This window comes from Maribacter sp. IgM3_T14_3, from assembly GCF_049603095.1.
Lineage (GTDB): Bacteria > Bacteroidota > Bacteroidia > Flavobacteriales > Flavobacteriaceae > Maribacter.
Window position 1 is genome coordinate 3,278,422 of record NZ_CP187138.1, and the last position, 18,703, is coordinate 3,297,124.

Here is an 18,703-nt window from a genome sequence, read left to right on the forward strand (position 1 = left end):
TATTATGGAACTCTCTCAAAATCAATAAGATAAAAATAACATAAGTTTAAGTGCAGCTATCATTATTTAAAGTATCTTTGCACGCTTAAATAAGACCTTATGTCCACTACTACAAAAAATATTGCGATCATTGCGCACGTTGACCACGGTAAGACCACCTTGGTAGACAAAATAATGTACCACTGTAGCTTGTTTCGTGAAAACGAGAATACAGGTGATTTAATTTTGGATAATAACGATTTGGAAAGAGAACGTGGTATTACCATTACTTCCAAAAACGTTTCCGTTATATATAAGGATACTAAAATAAATATTATCGATACTCCTGGTCACGCCGATTTCGGTGGTGAAGTTGAGCGTGTATTGAATATGGCAGATGGTGTTTTATTATTGGTTGATGCCTTTGAAGGGCCTATGCCACAAACACGTTTCGTACTTCAAAAAGCTATCGACCTAGGTTTAAAGCCTTGTTTGGTAATCAATAAAGTTGATAAAGAAAACTGTACTCCAGAAGAAGTACATGAAAAAGTTTTCGATCTTATGTTCGAATTAGGTGCTGAAGAGTGGCAGTTAGATTTCCCTACAGTTTACGGTTCTGCTAAGAACAACTGGATGAGCGATGATTGGAAAAACGAAACTACCAATATTGAGCCATTATTAGATATGGTTATTGAGCATATTCCTGTTTTCGAACCAAAAGAAGGGAATACTCAAATGTTGATCACTTCTTTAGATTTCTCTTCATTTACCGGTAGAATTGCTATTGGTAGATTGCAAAGAGGTTCTTTAAAAGAAGGACAACAAATTTCTTTGGTAAAACGCGATGGTAGTATCGTGAAATCTAAAATCAAGGAGCTTTATGTTTTCGAAGGTCTAGGTCGTAAAAAGGTTGAGTCTGTTGAAACAGGTGATATCTGTGCTTTAGTTGGTGTTGAAGGTTTCGAAATTGGTGATACTGTTGCTGATTTAGAAAATCCTGAAGCATTAAAGACAATTACTATCGATGAGCCTACAATGAGTATGTTGTTTACTATTAACGACAGCCCGTTTTTTGGTCAAGATGGTAAATTTGTTACTTCTAGACATATTAAAGATCGTTTGGCCAGAGAATTAGAAAAGAACCTTGCTTTACGTGTAAACCCAACTGACAGTGCTGATAAGTTTTTAGTATTTGGTCGTGGTGTATTACACCTTTCGGTTCTTATTGAAACAATGAGACGCGAAGGTTATGAAATGCAAATTGGTCAGCCACAAGTAATCATTAAAGAAATTGATGGTGTAAAATGTGAGCCTATCGAGCATTTAACAATTGATTTACCTGAAGAAGTTTCTGGTAGAGCTGTTGAAATGGTATCTATCCGTAAAGGTGAAATGACTAAAATGGAGGCAAAGGGTAACCGTATGTTATGTGAATTCCAAATTCCATCACGTGGTATTATTGGTCTTCGTAACCAATTATTAACCGCTACTGCTGGTGAGGCGATTATGGCACACCGTTTCTTAGAGTATCAACCAATGAAAGGTGATATTCCTCAAAGACAGAATGGTTCTTTAGTCTCTATGGAAAGAGGAAAAGCAATTCCTTATTCTATTGATAAATTACAAGATCGTGGTAAGTTCTTCGTTGATCCAGGAGAAGATATTTACGAAGGTCAAGTTATCGGTGAAAACTCTCGTGGAGATGATATGACCGTTAATATTACAAAGACTAAAAAAATGTCTAACGTTCGTTCTTCTGGTGCTGATGATAAAGCTAAAATTGTTCCAGCAATTAAGTTTTCTTTAGAAGAGGCATTAGAATACATTCAAAAAGATGAGTATGTTGAGGTTACTCCAAAACATTTACGTTTACGTAAAATCTATTTGACCGAAAATGAACGTAAGAGAAATAAAATAGCATAAATAGTAGAGCCCCTTTTAAGGGGCTTTTTTATGCCTTATAGAATTTTAGCCACCTAATAGGGTGGCTTTTTTGATTCTCATGCTCAAGTATTGATTTATGACTCTCTACGTATTTTGAATTTCAGCGATGTAAATGGTGTATATGCGCCTTATGGTTAAGAAAAATGCAATAAATTAAGGTAGATTTTCCTACTTCGTTAATAATATAGCTATCCTTCGTTTTTCTTCGTTTCTACATCGATTTTTATTTAATTTAAAGTGGAATTTAAACGCAACTCAAACGAACACTATTATGCAACTAAAAGGTAAAAATGTACTTATTACGGGTGGTACTCGTGGTATCGGAAAATGTATGGTTCAAGAACTTATAAATGGCGGAGTTACCAATATTGCCGTTATTGCTCGCGATAAACAGAACCTAAAACAACTCTCAGAAGAATATCCAGAGGTAACATTCATTAGAATTGCAGGTGATGTAGCCAATATTGAAGTTTTACAAGACGTTGCTGCACGTATAGAAGATAAATGGGGACATTTAGATATCTTAATAAATAATGCGGGTATCGTAGCTGCAGGTCCTTTAGAGGACATTCAAGATGAAGACCTGTATGATCAAGTTGCTGTTAACCTTACGGCAGTAATGCTATTGACCAAATATTGTATTCCATTAATGAAATTTTCTGAAGATGCATATATTTTGAATATTTCATCGGGATTAGGATTAATAGGGATGCCATTTTATGCGGTTTATGGTAGCACAAAAGCAGCTATTCGTCAGTTCTCAGATTCTATGCGTAGAGAATTGGCACCTTTTAAAGTGTCGGTTACCTGTGCCTTTCCCACTGCTACAGATACTGAAATGATGCAAAAATTTAAGGGTAGAAAGATGGATGCGCCAGAGTATGTTGCCCAACGTTCATTAGAAGGATTATTTAATAAAGAGATTCAAGTTATTTTTGGTGGTGATGACCGACTTAAAGAAAATACCTTAAATTTTGAAGCACCGGCAGAGTTAGATAAGGTGGTGGCAGAAAATTATGAGGAACGTAAAATGGCTAGTTTAGATCATAAAGCCGTGTGATCAAAATTAGGAAATCAACCAAACGGCACACAACTATGAAATTACTTTACAAATTTTCACTTTTATCACTATTTGCAGTTATTATATCCTGTAAAGAAACCCCTAAATCGGTAACTGAACCCGCTAAAGAAGTGGTTGCAGAATCTACTGTAATTGAAATACCTGAATCTTGGGTGTCTTCAAGAGTTGCAAAAACAAAAGAAAGACTAGATACTACAGAAGCAGGAAAAGTTATTTGGAACGCAATGGAAGCCCATGGTGGATTGGATACTTGGTTCGCAAACGGTCCAATTTCATTTCGTTTCAATTACCAACCTCTAGATGGTAAAACGGCTAGAGATAGTTACCAAACCGTAGATACGTGGAGCAACAGATCTGTGCATACAAGTGCTGCAGATAGTTCTGCGAAATTTGGTTGGACGGGTGAACAAGCTTGGGTAAAAGCTAAAGATAGTACGGCATTTGCATACGACACTAAATTTTGGGCGCTAACACCATTATGGTTTGTTGGTCATCCGTTTGTTTTAAGTGGGGAAGGGGTAAACCTAGAGTTGCTCGATGCCGAGAAATTTAAAGGTCAAGATTATAATGTGGTTAAAGTAACCTTTGATGCCGAAACAGGTGATGCTCCAGATGATTACTATATTTTATATGTAAATAAAGACACAAGCAAAATAGCGGTTATGAGGTACATCGTTTCATACCCTGAGTACTTTAAAGATGGTGGTCACGCTCCAGAAAAGTTTACCGAATTTATTGGCGAACAAGTGGTAGATGGTATTACTATGCCAGGCGGATTTAAAACGTACTGGACGGTGAAAAATAATCAACCGGGAGATTATATTACTAAAATTGATTTCACCAATGTATCTTTCGAAAAAGAATTGCCTAAAGACTTTTTTGATGCTCCTGCAGATTCGAAGATTCTAGAATAGTATTTTATAAATTATTAGGATAAAAAAAATCCCAAAGTTCTCTTTGGGATTTTTCTATCCTGTACTATAAGGATTTGGAGCCTTTTTTATTTTTTTACTTTGTATTGAGAGGCGACCGCAGCACCTATAATACCGGCATGATTTTGAAGCTCTGCCGCGACAACTTTAGTTTCTATATTAATCTTAGATTTAAACTCTTCAAAATCTTTTGATGCACCACCGCCAATAATAATTAAGTCTGGTGAAACGATCAATTCTACATATTCTAAAAAAGTATTAAATCTTTTTCCCCATTTTTTATACGATAGGCCTTCGCGATCTTTTGCCGATCCTGCTGCCCACTTTTCTATTTTTGAGTATTTCTTATAAGGTATCTGGCCTAATTCAAAATTAGGGATTAATCTACCATCTAAAAAGGCACCACTACCTAAACCGGTACCAATGGTAATCATAACAACAAAACCTTTTTCTCCTTTACCAATACCATAATTCATGGTTGCATAACCTGCAGCATCTGCATCATTGATTACGGTGAAATCTAAACCGGTTTTCTTTTCTAGCAATTCCTCGACATTTACGCCTAGCCAGCTTTTATGAAGATTTCCGGTTGCTTTGCAAACTCCGTTTTTTATAATTGTTGGAAAACCACAGCCCACTTTACCTTTATAGTCGAAATGGGTAACAATCTGAGCAATTACATCGGCCATTGCGTCTGGTGTTCTTGGTATGGGAGTCACTATTCTAAAACGTTCAGAGAGCATTTCTCCGGTTTCCGAATTAACTAACGCTCCTTTAATTCCAGAACCACCTACATCAATACCTAGTAAAGTCATTTTATATTTTATTATGGATTACAAAGAAACGAAAAAGAATCGGCTCTTTGAAGTGCGATTATTATTGTTCGATTTTCACTTTAATGACCATTCATTTTTGGGTATAAAAAAAGGACCTAACTAGGTCCTTTCTGTTTTTTACATTGGCATTAGCAATTCGACTATCGTGCTAACTTGAATTTCTTCATCGTCTTCGTCTAGTTCAGACTCAACAATGAATGTGATGGTAAATTGTTTACCAACAAATTTTTGACTGTTTAAATCGAATTCATTCGCAACATCATCTGTTATGTTGTTGAACTCTGCAGTGCTGCCTTCATTATCAGAAAAAACATATGCGCCATTAATATAACCTTCATACGTTCCGTTCATAGTGCTGGTATCTTTACCAAAGGTTGTCAATGAAGAAATTGCAACGAACAATACTATTAAAATTGATTTCATTTTTTTTGCTTGTTAAGTTAAGTATAGATTTTTTTTGTCCAATTTTCAAATCTGCTTTTTAGGTTTGAAAAGTTCTTGCAAATGAAATCTAATTAGTTGAATAACGATTTATTTTATCATTTTATTATGAATCTTTTTTTAAATCTTAAATCGTTGTAAGTCAGTCTTGTATTTTTTATTTATGGTGTTAAAATAATTTGTCTTTAACCGTGTATAATAGTGTAATTACATACTACCTTTGGTAAATAATCTAATATTATACAATTGAAGAACAGTAAATTAAAATCCTTTTTCGGTATACTTTTTACCGCGTTTTTTGCATTTATACATACCTCTCAAGCGCAATCACCAATAGCTGCAGATCAAATCGAATCTCTAGTTATAAAGTATAAGAGCGATATACGTGGACCATATAAAGACATTAGATGGTTCTGTACCGATGGTAGTATTCGTCAGCCTAAAGACCCTTGTCCAGAAAATATAGGTCCTGGGGTTCAGCATGCCCGTTATAAAGATGAAGTGGTTGCATTAGGTAAGAGCAATCATATTTATTTAGGTCAGATTTTGGCTTACACATCAATAGATGAACTTTGGGATACCGACCATAACCATTCTCGTCTAAAACAATATCAGTTAGATAAATATTTGAGATTGGTCGATGACGGATGGATCAATCAAAAAGGACAGTTTTATAGAGGTTCTGTTCAGGTAGAAGACGAAGAAGCTTGGGGAATCAATTTCTATAAATCAATTTTATCAAAGGATGCTGTAGTTGCCGATAACTTCTATTTTATCCGCCAATCATTAAAAGATATTCCGCATAACGGCGATGATAATGTAGCGCAGTTAATGAGAAGCGAATCGAAAGTAGTCTCAGATTTATATACTCCGTTTATGGATTTGAGAACAAAAATTCATGTCAGCCCGAAAAGTCAGATATTCAAAAAGTAATCGATTTTAAAGCTAAGAATCAGAAATCGCTAACTACCGATTTGAATAAAAAGTTAGACGGACTAGTAGTTACCATGCAAACTTTCTTTACGCCGGTAGATGTTCAGGCATTGCTGAACAAATCAAAATTAATAAAGGGAACAACACTAGGCGATAAGGTGCAATCATTTGTAAACGGCAGGTCGAATAATGAAGCGCCTTCCTACTCAGTAAATGAAACGGCACAGTTACTTTTAGAAATCAGAGAAGAACTGCTTACAGAAAAGCGGCCTTTAGCACGATTACAATTACTTGATATTTCTTTAAAATTAGAAGAGCTGTTATTTCAAAATGCGCCTAATTGGGAACCTACAACGGTAAGCGAACAGTTAGAGAAAATATGTGCTTTAACAACGGCATCGGTTGGCGCAGGATATATAGAACTGTGGGAATGGGAGCAGGTTGCTGGTACTCTTAGTAAGTTCAATCAAGATCAATTGAGCTTAGCAGAATTAACGCAAGTATTAGAAACGGCAAGAGCAGCAGTAGAATGGAGTGCAGCCATGGTAAAAGCAAATTACCAAGAAGTAGTAAATACGTATACCACATTTGAACCAAAATCGTATGCCTTTATTGATGATAGAATTAGAGGTTCGGTAGCATTACATTTAGGGCAAAGCGTTGGTGAGTTGGGTGATTTTATTTCTAAAGAATCTGCCTTGACCAATAAAGTGATGGATGTTGCTGACCAAAGTGCGTTCAGGGGCTTGAACCCTGGGTATGCTTTTGGCGAGTTGGTTGTTGTTGATGGTTCATCTGAAGATATTGAAGTGTCGGCAGATAAAATTTATATTTTTCAACGCTCACCGTCAGACTTAAAACCTGTTGCGGGTATTGCTACGGTGGCTGAAGGTAATATGGTGTCGCACGTGCAATTATTGGCACGTAATTTAGGGATACCAAATGCCGCACTATCTGATCAGAATTTACAGAGTCTAAAGAAATATAATGGCGAGCGTGTATTTTATGCGGTTTCTAATAAAGGTAATGTAATCTTGAAACCAGAATCTCAGATGACGGATCAAGAACGCGGACTATTTGTGAAAAAAGAACGTAATACCTATAAGATCGAGGTGCCTGTTGAAAAGATTCAATTGGGCAATACCGATGTTTTGAACATGCGCGATGTTGATGCTAGCGATTCGGGAGCTTTATGCGGACCAAAAGCTGCCAACCTAGGTCAGTTGAAAAAGATGTTTCCTGAGCAGGTAGTTGAGGGATTGGTGATTCCGTTCGGAATTTTCAGAGATCACATGGATCAGCAAATGCCTGGCGAGAGTAGTTCGTATTGGGAATATTTGAATGCCATGTTCAAAGAAGCCGAGCGTATGCGAAATGCAGATGTACCAGAGCCTGAAGTTGAGAATTATCAATTACGACAATTAGAAACCTTAAGAGGTGCTATCAAAAAAATGCCGTTGAAAGAAGATTTTATGAATCAGCTTGAAAGCAAATTCAAATCTGTTCTTGGGTCGGACTTCGGAAAAATTCCCGTGTTCTTGCGTAGCGATACCAATATGGAGGATTTAAAGGAGTTTACTGGTGCAGGATTAAACTTGACACTTTTTAATGTGTTAGATAAAGAGAAAGTTTTAGAAGGTATAAAAGATGTGTGGGCTTCACCATATACCGAACGTAGCTTTAAATGGAGACAAGTGTATTTGTTGAATCCTGAGAATGTTTTTCCTTCTATTTTGGTGATACCAAGTGTAGATGTAGATTACTCGGGCGTATTAATAACCAAGGGTATCAATTCTGGTAATGATAAAGATTTAACAGTTGCTTTTAGTAGAGGTGCAGGTGGTGCCGTAGATGGTCAGTCCGCAGAAACCTATACTATATATGATAGTAATGGCTATCGTTTATTGGCGCCGGCACGCGAGCCAATGTATAACACCTTACCTGCAACTGGCGGTACTGGTAAAAAGGCAGCTACGTTTCAGAATAGGGTAGTGAATGAAAAGAACATGGTCGAAATTAAGACTTTGGCGAAAACTATTCGTGAAACCTTGCCTAAAGAAACGAATTCAGATTATGAAGGTGCTTATGATGTAGAGCTTGGTTTTAAAGAAGATAAATTATGGTTGTTTCAAATTAGACCATTTGTTGAGAATAAAAAAGCGTTGAGTTCTGGGTATCTAGAATCTATTACTCCGAAAATTAATACAGAGAAAGAAATCTCGTTAAACACAAAATTGTAATATGAAAAAGATCTATTTGTTTTTAATTGCTTCATTGTTTCTTGTTTTTACTGGGTGTGATTTAGATGACGACGATGGGGTTGATGAAGAACTGCCGGCGATAACCACTGCAGGATTAAATACCTTTGGATGTCTTATTAATTGACAAGTGTATGTGCCGAAAAAAGGGAGCTTTTGTCTAGACTGTGCAAATACCCCAAAATTGCAATTGACTTATGGTGAAATTTTTGAAGGGTATCGATTTGCTTTGTGGTCTCATAATGATATAGATGGATATGTCTCTATGACATTGGAACTATATAATGGTTTAGAGCCTTTAACCGAAGGTAAATATTCCCTTTCACAAACTATATTAGAAGGTAACGATATTCCCATTGCTAATGCTTCTTGTTGGATTAATAAAAAAATTAGCGGCGCAATAATTGAGTCAGAATTTTACTCTAATGAAAACATTGGTGGAGTTCTGGAAATCATTAAAATTGATGAAGAAAAAAAGTTTATATCTGGGACTTTTTATTTTTCAGCTGTGGATGGCAATGGTCGATTCGTTAATATAACCGATGGTCGATTTGATGTTACATATAAGAGTTTTTAAGAATTAGTATTGATATGATTATGAAGAAAATTATAGTATTGTTAATTGTTGTGTTAAGTGCATCTGCGTTTACAACATACAAATATTACCCAATTGACGGTTACGAGCGCACAGGTATTAAACGTTTAAAGCGTTTAGAGATGATAAAAAACGGAGAGATCAAAGATGCATCTGCATTGCCTGCCGGAGCAATGAAATCGTACAGCGATATTCAATTGAACTTGCTATCAAGAAAGAATGATAGCGCAATGGGATTGATGCAGGTGAACGAAGATTTTCAGAAAGAAATCAGTGCACTTTTCCGCGGATTGGATAAAAGTTATTCCTTAACGGTCTTGGATATTTCTGACCCAGAACATGTTCGTTATGCCGAACGAAATGAAACGGCAGGCTATCAGCCAGGTAGTGTTGGTAAATTGGCTGTCTTATTAGGATTATTTAGGCAGTTAGAAAAAATTTACCCGGATTCATTCGAGAAAAGAACGGAGCTGCTAAAAAATAAATCTGTAAAAGCAGGAATATGGGGCTTAACAGATGAACATACTATTCCTATCTATAATATTGAAAAGAATACGTTGGTGAAACGTCAAGTAATTGCCAGCGATGTGTTCACTTTATACGAATGGGCAGATCACATGTTGTCGGTGAGTAACAATGGTGCTGCAAGTATTGTATGGAGAGAGGTATTATTAATGGCTGCATTCGGAGAGAAATATCCCGACTTAACTCAAGAAGAAACGGATGCCTATTTTAAAGAGACGCCAAGAAAAGACTTGACCGATTTAAGTAATGATGTGGTCAATTTGCCACTGCGCGATTTAGGTATTACTTCAGACGAGTGGAGGTTGGGTAGTTTCTTCACTAGAGGTCCAAATACTTATGTTGGTGATAAAGGTGGTAGTATTGGTTCTCCGCAAGGATTAATGAAATTCTTGGTGCAGTTAGAGCAAGGTAAAGTAGTCGATGAAGATTCTAGTTTAGAAATGAAGCGATTAATGTATATGACCGATCGTAGAATTCGTTACGCACAATCGCCAGTTTTGAAAGAAGCGGCAGTGTATTTTAAATCGGGCTCCTTGTACAAATGCGATAGAAGCAAAGGTGAAGCTTGTGGAAAATATATGGGTAACGTCACCAATTTTATGAACTCTGTTATCATTGTTGAGCATCCAGATAATTGTAGGTATATGGTGGTGTTAATGACGAACGTACTTCGTAAAAATTCTGCAAGTGATCATATGTATTTAGCGGGTAATATTGATAAAATTATTAGAAAGGGGTAAATTATTAGTGGCAAAGATGTAGGTGTTTAGATGTGGGTAGTCTTGATTAAATATTATAATTAAGACTGAAACTTCGCCTGCAACTCTTCTACAATAGATTCTACATTTTTATTTTTATCTACCCTATCTAGAACAACAGCTGAATTTTGGCGCTCCTTGCAATTCTTAATGGCACAACGCTCGCATGTAACGCCCACTTTTTGAGACTTTAATTTTGGGTCGTTTAAAAATTTGATTTTGCGTTCTAGTTGTTTATTCATGAGCAAACCTATACTAATACTTCTGTACTGATTGTCCTTAAACGGATCTTTTGTTGCAGAAGAGAAAACAATATAGCTATTGTCATCGCCATCATACTCAGATATTTGGCAATCAAATTCATGGTCTTTCTGGCTCATTTTAATATCGTTCAAAACTTTTAACGACACCCAACGTCGGCAGTAGTGCTCGTTGGTTTCATTAGCTCTAGGCGAATGTTGATGAGATAGGTGCAGCTCTTTTTTAAGATGGTATTTTGTACTACCTAATCGATGGGTAAAACGGAGAAAGAATAAGTTCTGTATGTTGAAGGAGTTCGGTAAAATATTAGTTAGTCGTTGATAAACAGATTCAGGAGAGGCGTTGAAACCGTTAATGAGTGCTAAGAATTTATTAGGATCAAAAGTCTCTTCTGAAAACACCTCTTCAATTTTAGGGACAAGACGAGTTTTAGGTATAACAAGTGCACCGGCAAAATACGACGCATAAAAATTATTTAAAACTTGGTCGAAATTTTCAAATTTTATCCAAGGAAAAGAATATAACCTATCAGTATAAGCTAAAAAGTTATAGGCAATTTCTTTTGCATAGATGAAAGTGCGCTGTGGCTCGTTAATATCGGCAGAGAGCAACAATATTTTGGTTTCAGGAACAAATAGCGATCTTAAATTTTCTAAGGCCTCATATTTTTTTATTTCCCCATTATTAATTGTGTATCCATATTCTTCTGTTAATATTTCTTCCAAATCTTTTGAAGAGAGTGTTTTGTTTAGATCTAAATGGTAGGCTTTGGCAAATTTTAAAACTTGCTGCTCTATATCTTCAAAATAATTATTGTTCGCTTCTTGGTAAGAGCGTAAAGAGGCAAGATAAAAGCTTTCTCTACTAAAACTATAGTGCTGTGCTATTTCTATAATGGTACTTATAAAGGCATTGACTTTTGCTGGTGCCGTAGCAACAATGTCTATTAGGTCGCTCTCTTTTATGCCAAATAATTCAAGAGGAATCTCTTTTAAAATTTTTGAGCGTAGTAAATCTCCTATAGGTGCCAGATTTTTATCCAACTTTAAAGACACCATTTGGTCGTACGGCACATCTAATTTTTCTGACAGTAAAATGATTTTATCTGGCTTCGGATATTTTTTTCCTTTTTCAATTTCGTTCAAATACGATTTTGAAAGTCCACATATTTTAGATAATCCAAATAAAGACAGATTCTTGTCGGTTCGTATTTGCTTCAGTTTTAGACCGAAAATAAGTTTAATATATTCTTGTTCCATAATATGTTTTAAAGATACTACATTTTGCGGACAACATAAAAAAAGTGTATTTTATCTACTTAGCGAACGTTCGCTTGTTTTTTAAAGTATTTTATTTTATCATTGTGTCAACAAAAACTTTTTACAATGGAAAACACGATTTTAAAACATTCGAAAATTCAGTTCGCTAATCAGGTAGATCATTACTATCCTGAGATTCTAACAGACAGTGCTTTAGAGTTTCTTACAGCACTACATGAGAAATTTAACACCAAAAGATTAGAGCTACTTAAAAACCGTGAAGTACAGCAAGAAGTCTTTGATAGTGGTAAGTATCCACACTTTCCTATAGAGACTAAATCTATTAGGGATGGAGTCTGGACTGCAGGAAACATACCAGAAGATTTACAAGATAGGCGTGTTGAAATTACTGGACCGGTAGATCGAAAGATGATTATTAATGCACTTAATTCGGGTGCCAAAACATTTATGGCAGACCTAGAGGACAGTAATTCGCCAAGTTGGAAAAATAGTATTGAAGGGCAGCAGAATTTAATGGATGCCAATACAAAGACCATTAGTTTAATTGATACTAAAAAGGGAAAGTCATACAGGTTAAATGAAAAAACAGCGGTGCTTTTGGTACGACCAAGAGGTTTGCATCTAAACGAAAGACACTTACTAATAAATGAGGAGGAAGCTTCTGGAAGTTTGGTAGATTTTGGCCTGTATGTTTTTCATAATACCAAAACAATGATGGAAAATGGAACAGCGCCCTATTTCTATTTGCCAAAATTAGAGCACTATACAGAAGCCCGTTGGTGGAACGAAGTTTTTGAATTTGCACAAGACTATTTGCAGGTACCTCTTGGTACGTTTAAAGCGACGGTATTGGTTGAAACAATTACAGCGAGTTTTCAATTAGACGAAATCATTTTTGAACTAAAAAATCATATCGTTGGGCTAAACTGCGGTCGTTGGGACTATATATTTTCATATATCAAAAAATTTAGAAATCACACGGGTTTTGTAGTTCCTAATAGAGATCAGGTGACCATGACCTCTCCGTTTATGGATGCTTACTCAAAATTGGTTATTCAAAGATGTCACAAGCGTGGCATACTTGCTATTGGCGGTATGGCAGCACAAATTCCTATTAAGAATGACGAAAGAGCGAATGCAGAAGCTTTTGAAAAAGTAAGAAAAGATAAAGAGCGCGAGGTGGTAAATGGTCATGATGGCACCTGGGTAGCGCACCCTGCTTTGGTTGAGGTTGCAATGGTCGAATTTAATAAACATATGCCTACGCCCAATCAAATGCATGTAATGCGAGAAGACGTAAAGGTGACAGAGCAAGATTTAGTAGAAATACCAAGAGGTACTATTACTGAAGACGGAATTAGAAAAAATATTAATGTGGGTATTTTGTATACAGAGGCTTGGTTGCGGGGGCATGGAGCAGTAGCACTTTACAACTTAATGGAAGATGCCGCTACGGCAGAAATTTCTAGGACCCAGGTATGGCAGTGGTTGAAGAATGAAGTTATTCTTGCAGATGGGCGCCAATTGAATAAAGGTCTGTATATGGAAATATTCGATGATGAAGTAGAAAAACTAATTACCGAAGTTGGTGAAGATAATATGAAGAACACCAAATTTGAATTGGCGATACAACTGTTCGATCAGTTGGTGGTTACAGATAAATTTGAAGAGTTCTTAACATTACCTGCCTATAAATTCATTTAAATAAAACGATCCTGCCATTGCGGCAACAATGAACAGGATCTCATTATCAATAATAAATAACGTATTTCAAAATTATGAAAAATTTAGAACAAAGTAAGTACAGTTCGGCATTAGAGACTGTAAGAAACCTAAAGCAAAAGTACGGGACAACTTGGAACGATATCAACCCAGAAAATGCTGCTAGAATGGTCGCGCAAAATCGTTTCAAAACCGGATTGGATATTGCAAAATATACTGCAGCTATTATGCGAAAAGATATGGCGGAGTATGATGCAGATTCTTCGAACTACACACAGTCTTTAGGTTGCTGGCATGGTTTTGTGGCGCAGCAAAAAATGATTGCCGTTAAAAAGCACCATAAAACTACGAGTAAAAAATACCTCTACCTTTCTGGATGGATGGTGGCGGCTTTGCGGTCTGAATTCGGACCGTTGCCTGATCAATCGATGCATGAAAAAACTGCCGTTTCTAGTTTAATCGCAGAAATCTATGATTTTTTACGCCAGGCAGATGCTATTGAATTGAACGATTTGTTCAGAAGATTGCAGAAGGGTGAAGATGTTCAGGACCAGATCGATAATTATGAAACACATATCGTACCTATCATAGCAGATATTGATGCCGGTTTCGGTAATGAAGAGGCTACTTATTTATTGGCAAAGAAAATGATACAGGCAGGTGCGTGTGCGATTCAAATAGAAAATCAGGTTTCAGATGCTAAACAATGTGGGCACCAAGACGGCAAGGTTACCGTACCGCATGAAGATTTTGTAGCCAAGCTGAATGCTGTTAGATATGCTTTTATTGAGCTAGGTATCGATGACGGGGTAATCGTAGCTAGAACTGATTCTGAAGGGGCAGGTTTAACTCAGAAATTACCGGTAAGTCAAGTACCTGGTGATTTGGCATCGCAATATTTGGCATTCGTTGAGGCAGAGGAAATTGATATAACAGATGCTCGTGAAGACGATGTTCTTCTAAAAAGAGATGGTAAATTGGTTCGCCCAATTAGATTACCAAACGGCCTATACAAATTTAGAAATGGTACTAATATAGATAGGGTGGTATTAGATTGTATTACCAGTTTGCAAAATGGTGCTGACTTATTGTGGATTGAAACCCCAACACCAAACGTGAAACAAATTGCCCATATGGTGAATAGAATTAGATCGGTGGTACCAAATGCCAAATTAGTATATAACAACTCTCCTTCGTTCAACTGGACTTTAAATTTCAGAGGTCAGGCGTATGATGAAATGCTTGCCGAAGGCGAGAATATGACGGAGTACGATAGAAATAATTTAATGTCAGAAGATTATGATGACACTGAATTATCATTTCGCGCAGATAAAAAAATTAAAACGTTTCAGGTTGATGGAGCAAGAGATGCTGGTATTTTTCATCACTTAATTACATTACCGACCTATCATACCACAGCTTTGCATATGAGCGACCTAACCAAAGGTTATTTTGGCGAAGAAAGCATGTTGGCTTATGTAAAAGGAGTACAAAGACAAGAAATTCGTAAAGGCGTTTCTTGTGTTAAGCACCAACGAATGGCCGGATCTGACCTAGGTGATGATCATAAATCTTTCTTTGCTGGTGAAAAAGCACTAAAAGCGGGTGGTGAGAAGAATACTTCAAATCAATTCGATGCCGGATCCAGCAAGAAAAAGATTCAAAAAGAAGTAGGCGTATTATCTTAACATAGTAACTTATTCTTTTTGATGTATCTTAAATGAGCTGGCCTACGGGTTGGCTCATTTTATTTATTCTGAGGTGTAAATTGCCAAAGCAAAGTTAAAAGTTTTTTTATATCAAAGCACTTGCTTAGTTTTGTAGTGTAATTAGTAATAATGGCACGTAAAAAGCAATATAACGAAACTGAAGTCATTGATAAGGCCATGCGCTTGTTCTGGCGTAATGGCTATGAAAGCACATCGGTTCGTATGTTGGAAAAAGAAATGGGTATTAACCAGTTCTCTATTTATGCCAGCTTTAAAAATAAAGAAGGTGTATTCTTAGAAAGTATTAAACTTTATAATACTCAAATCAAAGCCATCACCAATACCTTAGAAAAATCTAATAATGGGGTAGAAGGTATTAAAGAGTATTTTTTTGACTTTCTAGATTTTTCTAGAGAAGGTGCAATTTTCAAAGGATGTTTGGTTACCAATACGGTAAACGAAATTAAAGAAGATTCGAGTCCGGTTATTATGGCGGCGTTGAAACGTTTTTCTTCAAATATTAGAGAACTATTTGTAAGGAACCTAAAACAAGACGACTCAAGGGATGTAAAAGAAACAGAAGCACAAGCTGACTATTTAATGAACGCTCTTTTAGGTCTGTCAATTTCATCAAAAGTATTTAAAGAGGAACAGTTAAAAGGCATTATTAGGATTACATTTTTACACTTGTAGCATTTTTTTTAATCAATAACTAAGCAGTTGCTTAGATTTAACATAAATATAATAATTAATAGAAATAATAAGATTATGACAACTTTAAAAGTACACGACATAGAATCTGCACCAAAAGGTAGCAAAGCATTATTAGAGAACTCTCAAAAATCATTTGGTATGATTCCTGGTTTGCATGGTGTGTTGGCTTCTTCTTCAAAATTATTAGAAGCGTATCAAACACTACATCAGTTATTTACTGAAACTTCATTCGATAATGATGAGTTAACGGTAGTGTGGCAAACAATCAATGTTGAACACGCGTGTCATTATTGCGTGCCGGCACATACAGGTATTGCTAAAATGATGAAGGTTGATGATGCCATTACAGATGCTTTACGTAACGAAACTCCGTTAGCAGACGCAAAATTAGAAGCTTTAAGAACGATGACATTAACTATAGTGCGTAACCGCGGTAATGTAACAAAAGAAGATTTAGATGCTTTTTACACAGCTGGTTATGGTGAAGCTCAGGTATTAGAAATTATTTTAGGATTATCTCAAAAGGTAATTAGTAACTATACAAATCATATTGCAAATACACCGGTCGATGCAGCTTTTCAAAAGTTTGCATGGTCTAAATAATTGAGGTTTCATTTTCCCCCAGAAACCACATGTTAATTGTGTAATGTAAGCCTTCTGTATATTCGGAAGGTTTACTATTAATTTAAATAATAAATTATGATAAAAGTATCAGTAATGTATCCGAATATTGAAGGTGTAAAATTCGATGTTGACTATTACAAAAATAAGCATTTGCCAATGGTATCTAAATTGGTAGGCAGTGCAATAAAAGATATGGAACTTGACTTGGGAGTTGGTGGAAGAGCAACAGGTGAGGCTGCGCCTTATGTTGCTATTGTACACTTAAAATTTGACGATGTAGCTTCTTTTCAGGCTTCATTTGGTAAGCATGCAGCGACATTTGCAGATGATGTAAAGAATTATAGTAATGTACAAGGTGAGATTCAAATTAGTGAGTTGGTGACATTTTAGAATTATGAAAAAGAAATTAAAAATAGATATTGTATCTGATGTTGTTTGTCCTTGGTGTGCAATTGGCTACAAGAGATTAGAAAAAGCAATTGACGAACTAGGTATTCAAGATCAAGTAGAGATTGAATGGCAACCTTTTGAATTGAATCCGGGTATGCCACTAGAAGGTCAGAATATTACTGAGCATATTACCGAAAAATATGGTTCAACTATAGAACAGCAGAAAGAGTCGCGTGAGAACATGACCGATATCGGTGAAGAGTTAGGATTCAAATTCGACTATTTTGATGAGATGCGTATGTCGAACACTTTCGACGCTCATGTGTTATTGGAGTATGCAAAAGATTTTGGGAAACAAACGGAACTAAAATTACGCTTAATGACTTCATTTTTTGGAGAAAGAAAAGATGTGTCTGATAGAGAGGTCTTAAAACAAGCGCTATTAGAAGTGGGTTTAAATGCAGAGGTAGCATTGTTGAAATTGGATAATGTAGAAGCCCGTCAGGAAGTAAGGAATAGACAGGGGCAATGGAAGAATATGGGTGTAAACTCCGTACCAACTATTTTATTTAACATGAAAAGTGCCATAACAGGAGCCCAACCCGTAGCTAGTTTTAAACAAGTACTTTCTGAATTGATCGCTGAATAGAAAATTAAAAATGCAGGTTATGAGTAAAGCAGATAAAATTAAAGGTGAACTAGATGTATTGTTAGATATAAAACGCCAAGAAGCTGCAGCGAAATTTACCGAAGAGAAAAAGCAGATATATGCTGAGGGTATTTCAAGTGTTGCCGCATCGGGAGTTTTAGAAAACGCATTGAATGTCAATAGCAAAGCACCTAACTTCACGTTGAAAAATACGTTGGGTAATTGGTTTTCATTATATGAGGAACTGAAAAACGCTCCAGTTGTTTTAACATGGTACAGAGGTGGTTGGTGTCCGTATTGTAACATTACACTGCACTATTTACAAGAAAAACTTCCTGAAATTAAAAAAACAGGTGCTACATTAATTGCTATTACACCAGAATTGCCAGATAATTCTTTATCTACTTCAGAGAAAAATAAACTTGAATTTACGGTGTTGAGCGATGTGGGTAATGTGGTTGGTAAAGAATATGGCGTAGTGTATACATTGACCAATCAGGTAGCTTCTATTTATGAAGAAGGATTTGGGTTAAGTGAAGTAAATGGAGATGATAGTAATGAACTGCCGTTGGCAGCGACTTATGTAATTGATACTGATGCTGTTATTCAATATGCCTTTTTAGATGCTGATTATACCGAAAGAGCAGAAGTGACGGATATCTTAGAGGCATTACATAAGCTGAAATAAATTAATATTTGACCACCAATACTGTTAACCATGAAAAGAGATAGAATCATTTATTACATCGCTACAGGTATTTTTAGCTTGGTGATATTATTTTCCGCAGGCATGTACTTTTTTAATCACGAATTTATAAAAGGAGCCTTTTCGAGTTTGGGCTATCCAACATATTTAATTTATCCGTACGCTACGGCAAAGTTGGTTGGTTTATTTGCTATTTGGAATCCGAAATTTCATGTGATTAAAGAGTGGGCATATTCCGCATTTTTCTTTGCGATTACCTTAGCCTTTTTTGCACATATATTGATAAGCGATGGAGAGCAGATGGCTGCGGTAATTGCTTGGGTGGCATTGGTAGTTTCCTATATTTTTAGTAAAAGGATATAGCTG

19 protein-coding genes are annotated in these 18,703 nt (G+C 36.1%); 16 read left to right on the forward strand and 3 right to left on the reverse strand.

The window, feature by feature from the left end:
- Nucleotides 1-99 precede the first annotated feature (99 nt).
- The 3 genes from typA (at nucleotide 100) to ACPF9A_RS14690 (ending at nucleotide 3,918) form a co-directional block, all read left to right on the forward strand.
- Nucleotides 100-1,902 (forward strand): translational GTPase TypA, encoded by a 1,803-nt coding sequence (gene typA / locus ACPF9A_RS14680; protein WP_423998134.1) that lies wholly within the window; start codon nucleotides 100-102, stop codon nucleotides 1,900-1,902.
- Nucleotides 1,903-2,194: 292 nt separating this feature from the next.
- Nucleotides 2,195-2,983 (forward strand): SDR family NAD(P)-dependent oxidoreductase, encoded by a 789-nt coding sequence (locus ACPF9A_RS14685; RefSeq protein ID WP_423998136.1) that lies wholly within the window; start codon nucleotides 2,195-2,197, stop codon nucleotides 2,981-2,983.
- 35 nt (nucleotides 2,984-3,018) lie between these two features.
- Nucleotides 3,019-3,918, forward strand: coding sequence for a DUF6503 family protein (locus tag ACPF9A_RS14690; protein ID WP_423998138.1), 900 nt, complete (start codon nucleotides 3,019-3,021; stop codon nucleotides 3,916-3,918).
- Between the two features lie 86 nt (nucleotides 3,919-4,004).
- On the opposite strand, the gene ppgK is transcribed toward ACPF9A_RS14690, so the two are convergent.
- Together ppgK and ACPF9A_RS14700 are read right to left on the reverse strand one after the other, a co-directional pair.
- Nucleotides 4,005-4,751 (reverse strand): polyphosphate--glucose phosphotransferase, encoded by a 747-nt coding sequence (ppgK, locus tag ACPF9A_RS14695; RefSeq protein WP_423998140.1) that lies wholly within the window; start codon nucleotides 4,749-4,751, stop codon nucleotides 4,005-4,007.
- Between the two features lie 138 nt (nucleotides 4,752-4,889).
- Nucleotides 4,890-5,195 (reverse strand): hypothetical protein, encoded by a 306-nt coding sequence (locus ACPF9A_RS14700; RefSeq protein ID WP_423998142.1) that lies wholly within the window; start codon nucleotides 5,193-5,195, stop codon nucleotides 4,890-4,892.
- A gap of 264 nt (nucleotides 5,196-5,459) precedes the next feature.
- Between ACPF9A_RS14700 and ACPF9A_RS14705 the strand changes: the two genes are divergently transcribed.
- From ACPF9A_RS14705 to ACPF9A_RS14725, 5 genes are read left to right on the forward strand one after another with little or no spacing between them, the layout of a single operon-like run.
- Nucleotides 5,460-6,146 (forward strand): hypothetical protein, encoded by a 687-nt coding sequence (locus ACPF9A_RS14705; RefSeq protein ID WP_423998144.1) that lies wholly within the window; start codon nucleotides 5,460-5,462, stop codon nucleotides 6,144-6,146.
- A 41-nt stretch (nucleotides 6,147-6,187) separates the two neighbouring features.
- A complete protein-coding gene (locus ACPF9A_RS14710; RefSeq protein WP_423998146.1) occupies nucleotides 6,188-8,386 on the forward strand; it encodes a PEP/pyruvate-binding domain-containing protein in 2,199 nt (732 codons plus the stop codon).
- Nucleotide 8,387: 1 nt separating this feature from the next.
- Nucleotides 8,388-8,531 (forward strand): hypothetical protein, encoded by a 144-nt coding sequence (locus ACPF9A_RS14715; protein WP_423998148.1) that lies wholly within the window; start codon nucleotides 8,388-8,390, stop codon nucleotides 8,529-8,531.
- Between the two features lie 57 nt (nucleotides 8,532-8,588).
- Nucleotides 8,589-8,981, forward strand: a complete 393-nt coding sequence (locus tag ACPF9A_RS14720; RefSeq protein ID WP_423998150.1) for a hypothetical protein — start codon at nucleotides 8,589-8,591, stop codon at nucleotides 8,979-8,981.
- Between the two features lie 20 nt (nucleotides 8,982-9,001).
- Nucleotides 9,002-10,264 carry a serine hydrolase gene (locus ACPF9A_RS14725; protein ID WP_423998152.1) on the forward strand — a complete coding sequence of 421 codons (1,263 nt, stop codon included), beginning with the start codon at nucleotides 9,002-9,004 and terminating at the stop codon, nucleotides 10,262-10,264.
- A gap of 59 nt (nucleotides 10,265-10,323) precedes the next feature.
- On the opposite strand, the gene ACPF9A_RS14730 is transcribed toward ACPF9A_RS14725, so the two are convergent.
- Nucleotides 10,324-11,802: a helix-turn-helix domain-containing protein gene (locus ACPF9A_RS14730; RefSeq protein WP_423998153.1), complete on the reverse strand. Its 1,479-nt coding sequence runs from the start codon at nucleotides 11,800-11,802 to the stop codon at nucleotides 10,324-10,326.
- 126 nt (nucleotides 11,803-11,928) lie between these two features.
- Between ACPF9A_RS14730 and aceB the strand changes: the two genes are divergently transcribed.
- The 8 genes from aceB to ACPF9A_RS14770 all read left to right on the forward strand — a co-directional run bounded on the left by aceB (nucleotide 11,929) and on the right by ACPF9A_RS14770 (nucleotide 18,700).
- On the forward strand, nucleotides 11,929-13,527 hold the full coding sequence (gene aceB / locus ACPF9A_RS14735) for a malate synthase A (RefSeq protein ID WP_423998155.1): 1,599 nt from the start codon (nucleotides 11,929-11,931) through the stop codon (nucleotides 13,525-13,527).
- A 74-nt stretch (nucleotides 13,528-13,601) separates the two neighbouring features.
- Nucleotides 13,602-15,233, forward strand: a complete 1,632-nt coding sequence (locus tag ACPF9A_RS14740; RefSeq protein WP_423998157.1) for an isocitrate lyase — start codon at nucleotides 13,602-13,604, stop codon at nucleotides 15,231-15,233.
- A 150-nt stretch (nucleotides 15,234-15,383) separates the two neighbouring features.
- On the forward strand, nucleotides 15,384-15,947 hold the full coding sequence (locus ACPF9A_RS14745) for a TetR/AcrR family transcriptional regulator (RefSeq protein WP_423998159.1): 564 nt from the start codon (nucleotides 15,384-15,386) through the stop codon (nucleotides 15,945-15,947).
- A 75-nt stretch (nucleotides 15,948-16,022) separates the two neighbouring features.
- On the forward strand, nucleotides 16,023-16,571 hold the full coding sequence (locus tag ACPF9A_RS14750; RefSeq protein WP_423998161.1) for a carboxymuconolactone decarboxylase family protein: 549 nt from the start codon (nucleotides 16,023-16,025) through the stop codon (nucleotides 16,569-16,571).
- Between the two features lie 96 nt (nucleotides 16,572-16,667).
- Nucleotides 16,668-16,982, forward strand: coding sequence for an EthD family reductase (locus ACPF9A_RS14755; RefSeq protein WP_423998163.1), 315 nt, complete (start codon nucleotides 16,668-16,670; stop codon nucleotides 16,980-16,982).
- A gap of 4 nt (nucleotides 16,983-16,986) precedes the next feature.
- Nucleotides 16,987-17,631, forward strand: coding sequence for a DsbA family oxidoreductase (locus ACPF9A_RS14760; protein ID WP_423998165.1), 645 nt, complete (start codon nucleotides 16,987-16,989; stop codon nucleotides 17,629-17,631).
- Between the two features lie 19 nt (nucleotides 17,632-17,650).
- Nucleotides 17,651-18,319, forward strand: coding sequence for a peroxiredoxin-like family protein (locus tag ACPF9A_RS14765; RefSeq protein WP_423998167.1), 669 nt, complete (start codon nucleotides 17,651-17,653; stop codon nucleotides 18,317-18,319).
- Nucleotides 18,320-18,349: 30 nt separating this feature from the next.
- On the forward strand, nucleotides 18,350-18,700 hold the full coding sequence (locus ACPF9A_RS14770) for a DoxX family protein (RefSeq protein WP_423998169.1): 351 nt from the start codon (nucleotides 18,350-18,352) through the stop codon (nucleotides 18,698-18,700).
- The last annotated feature ends 3 nt before the right edge of the window (nucleotides 18,701-18,703 follow it).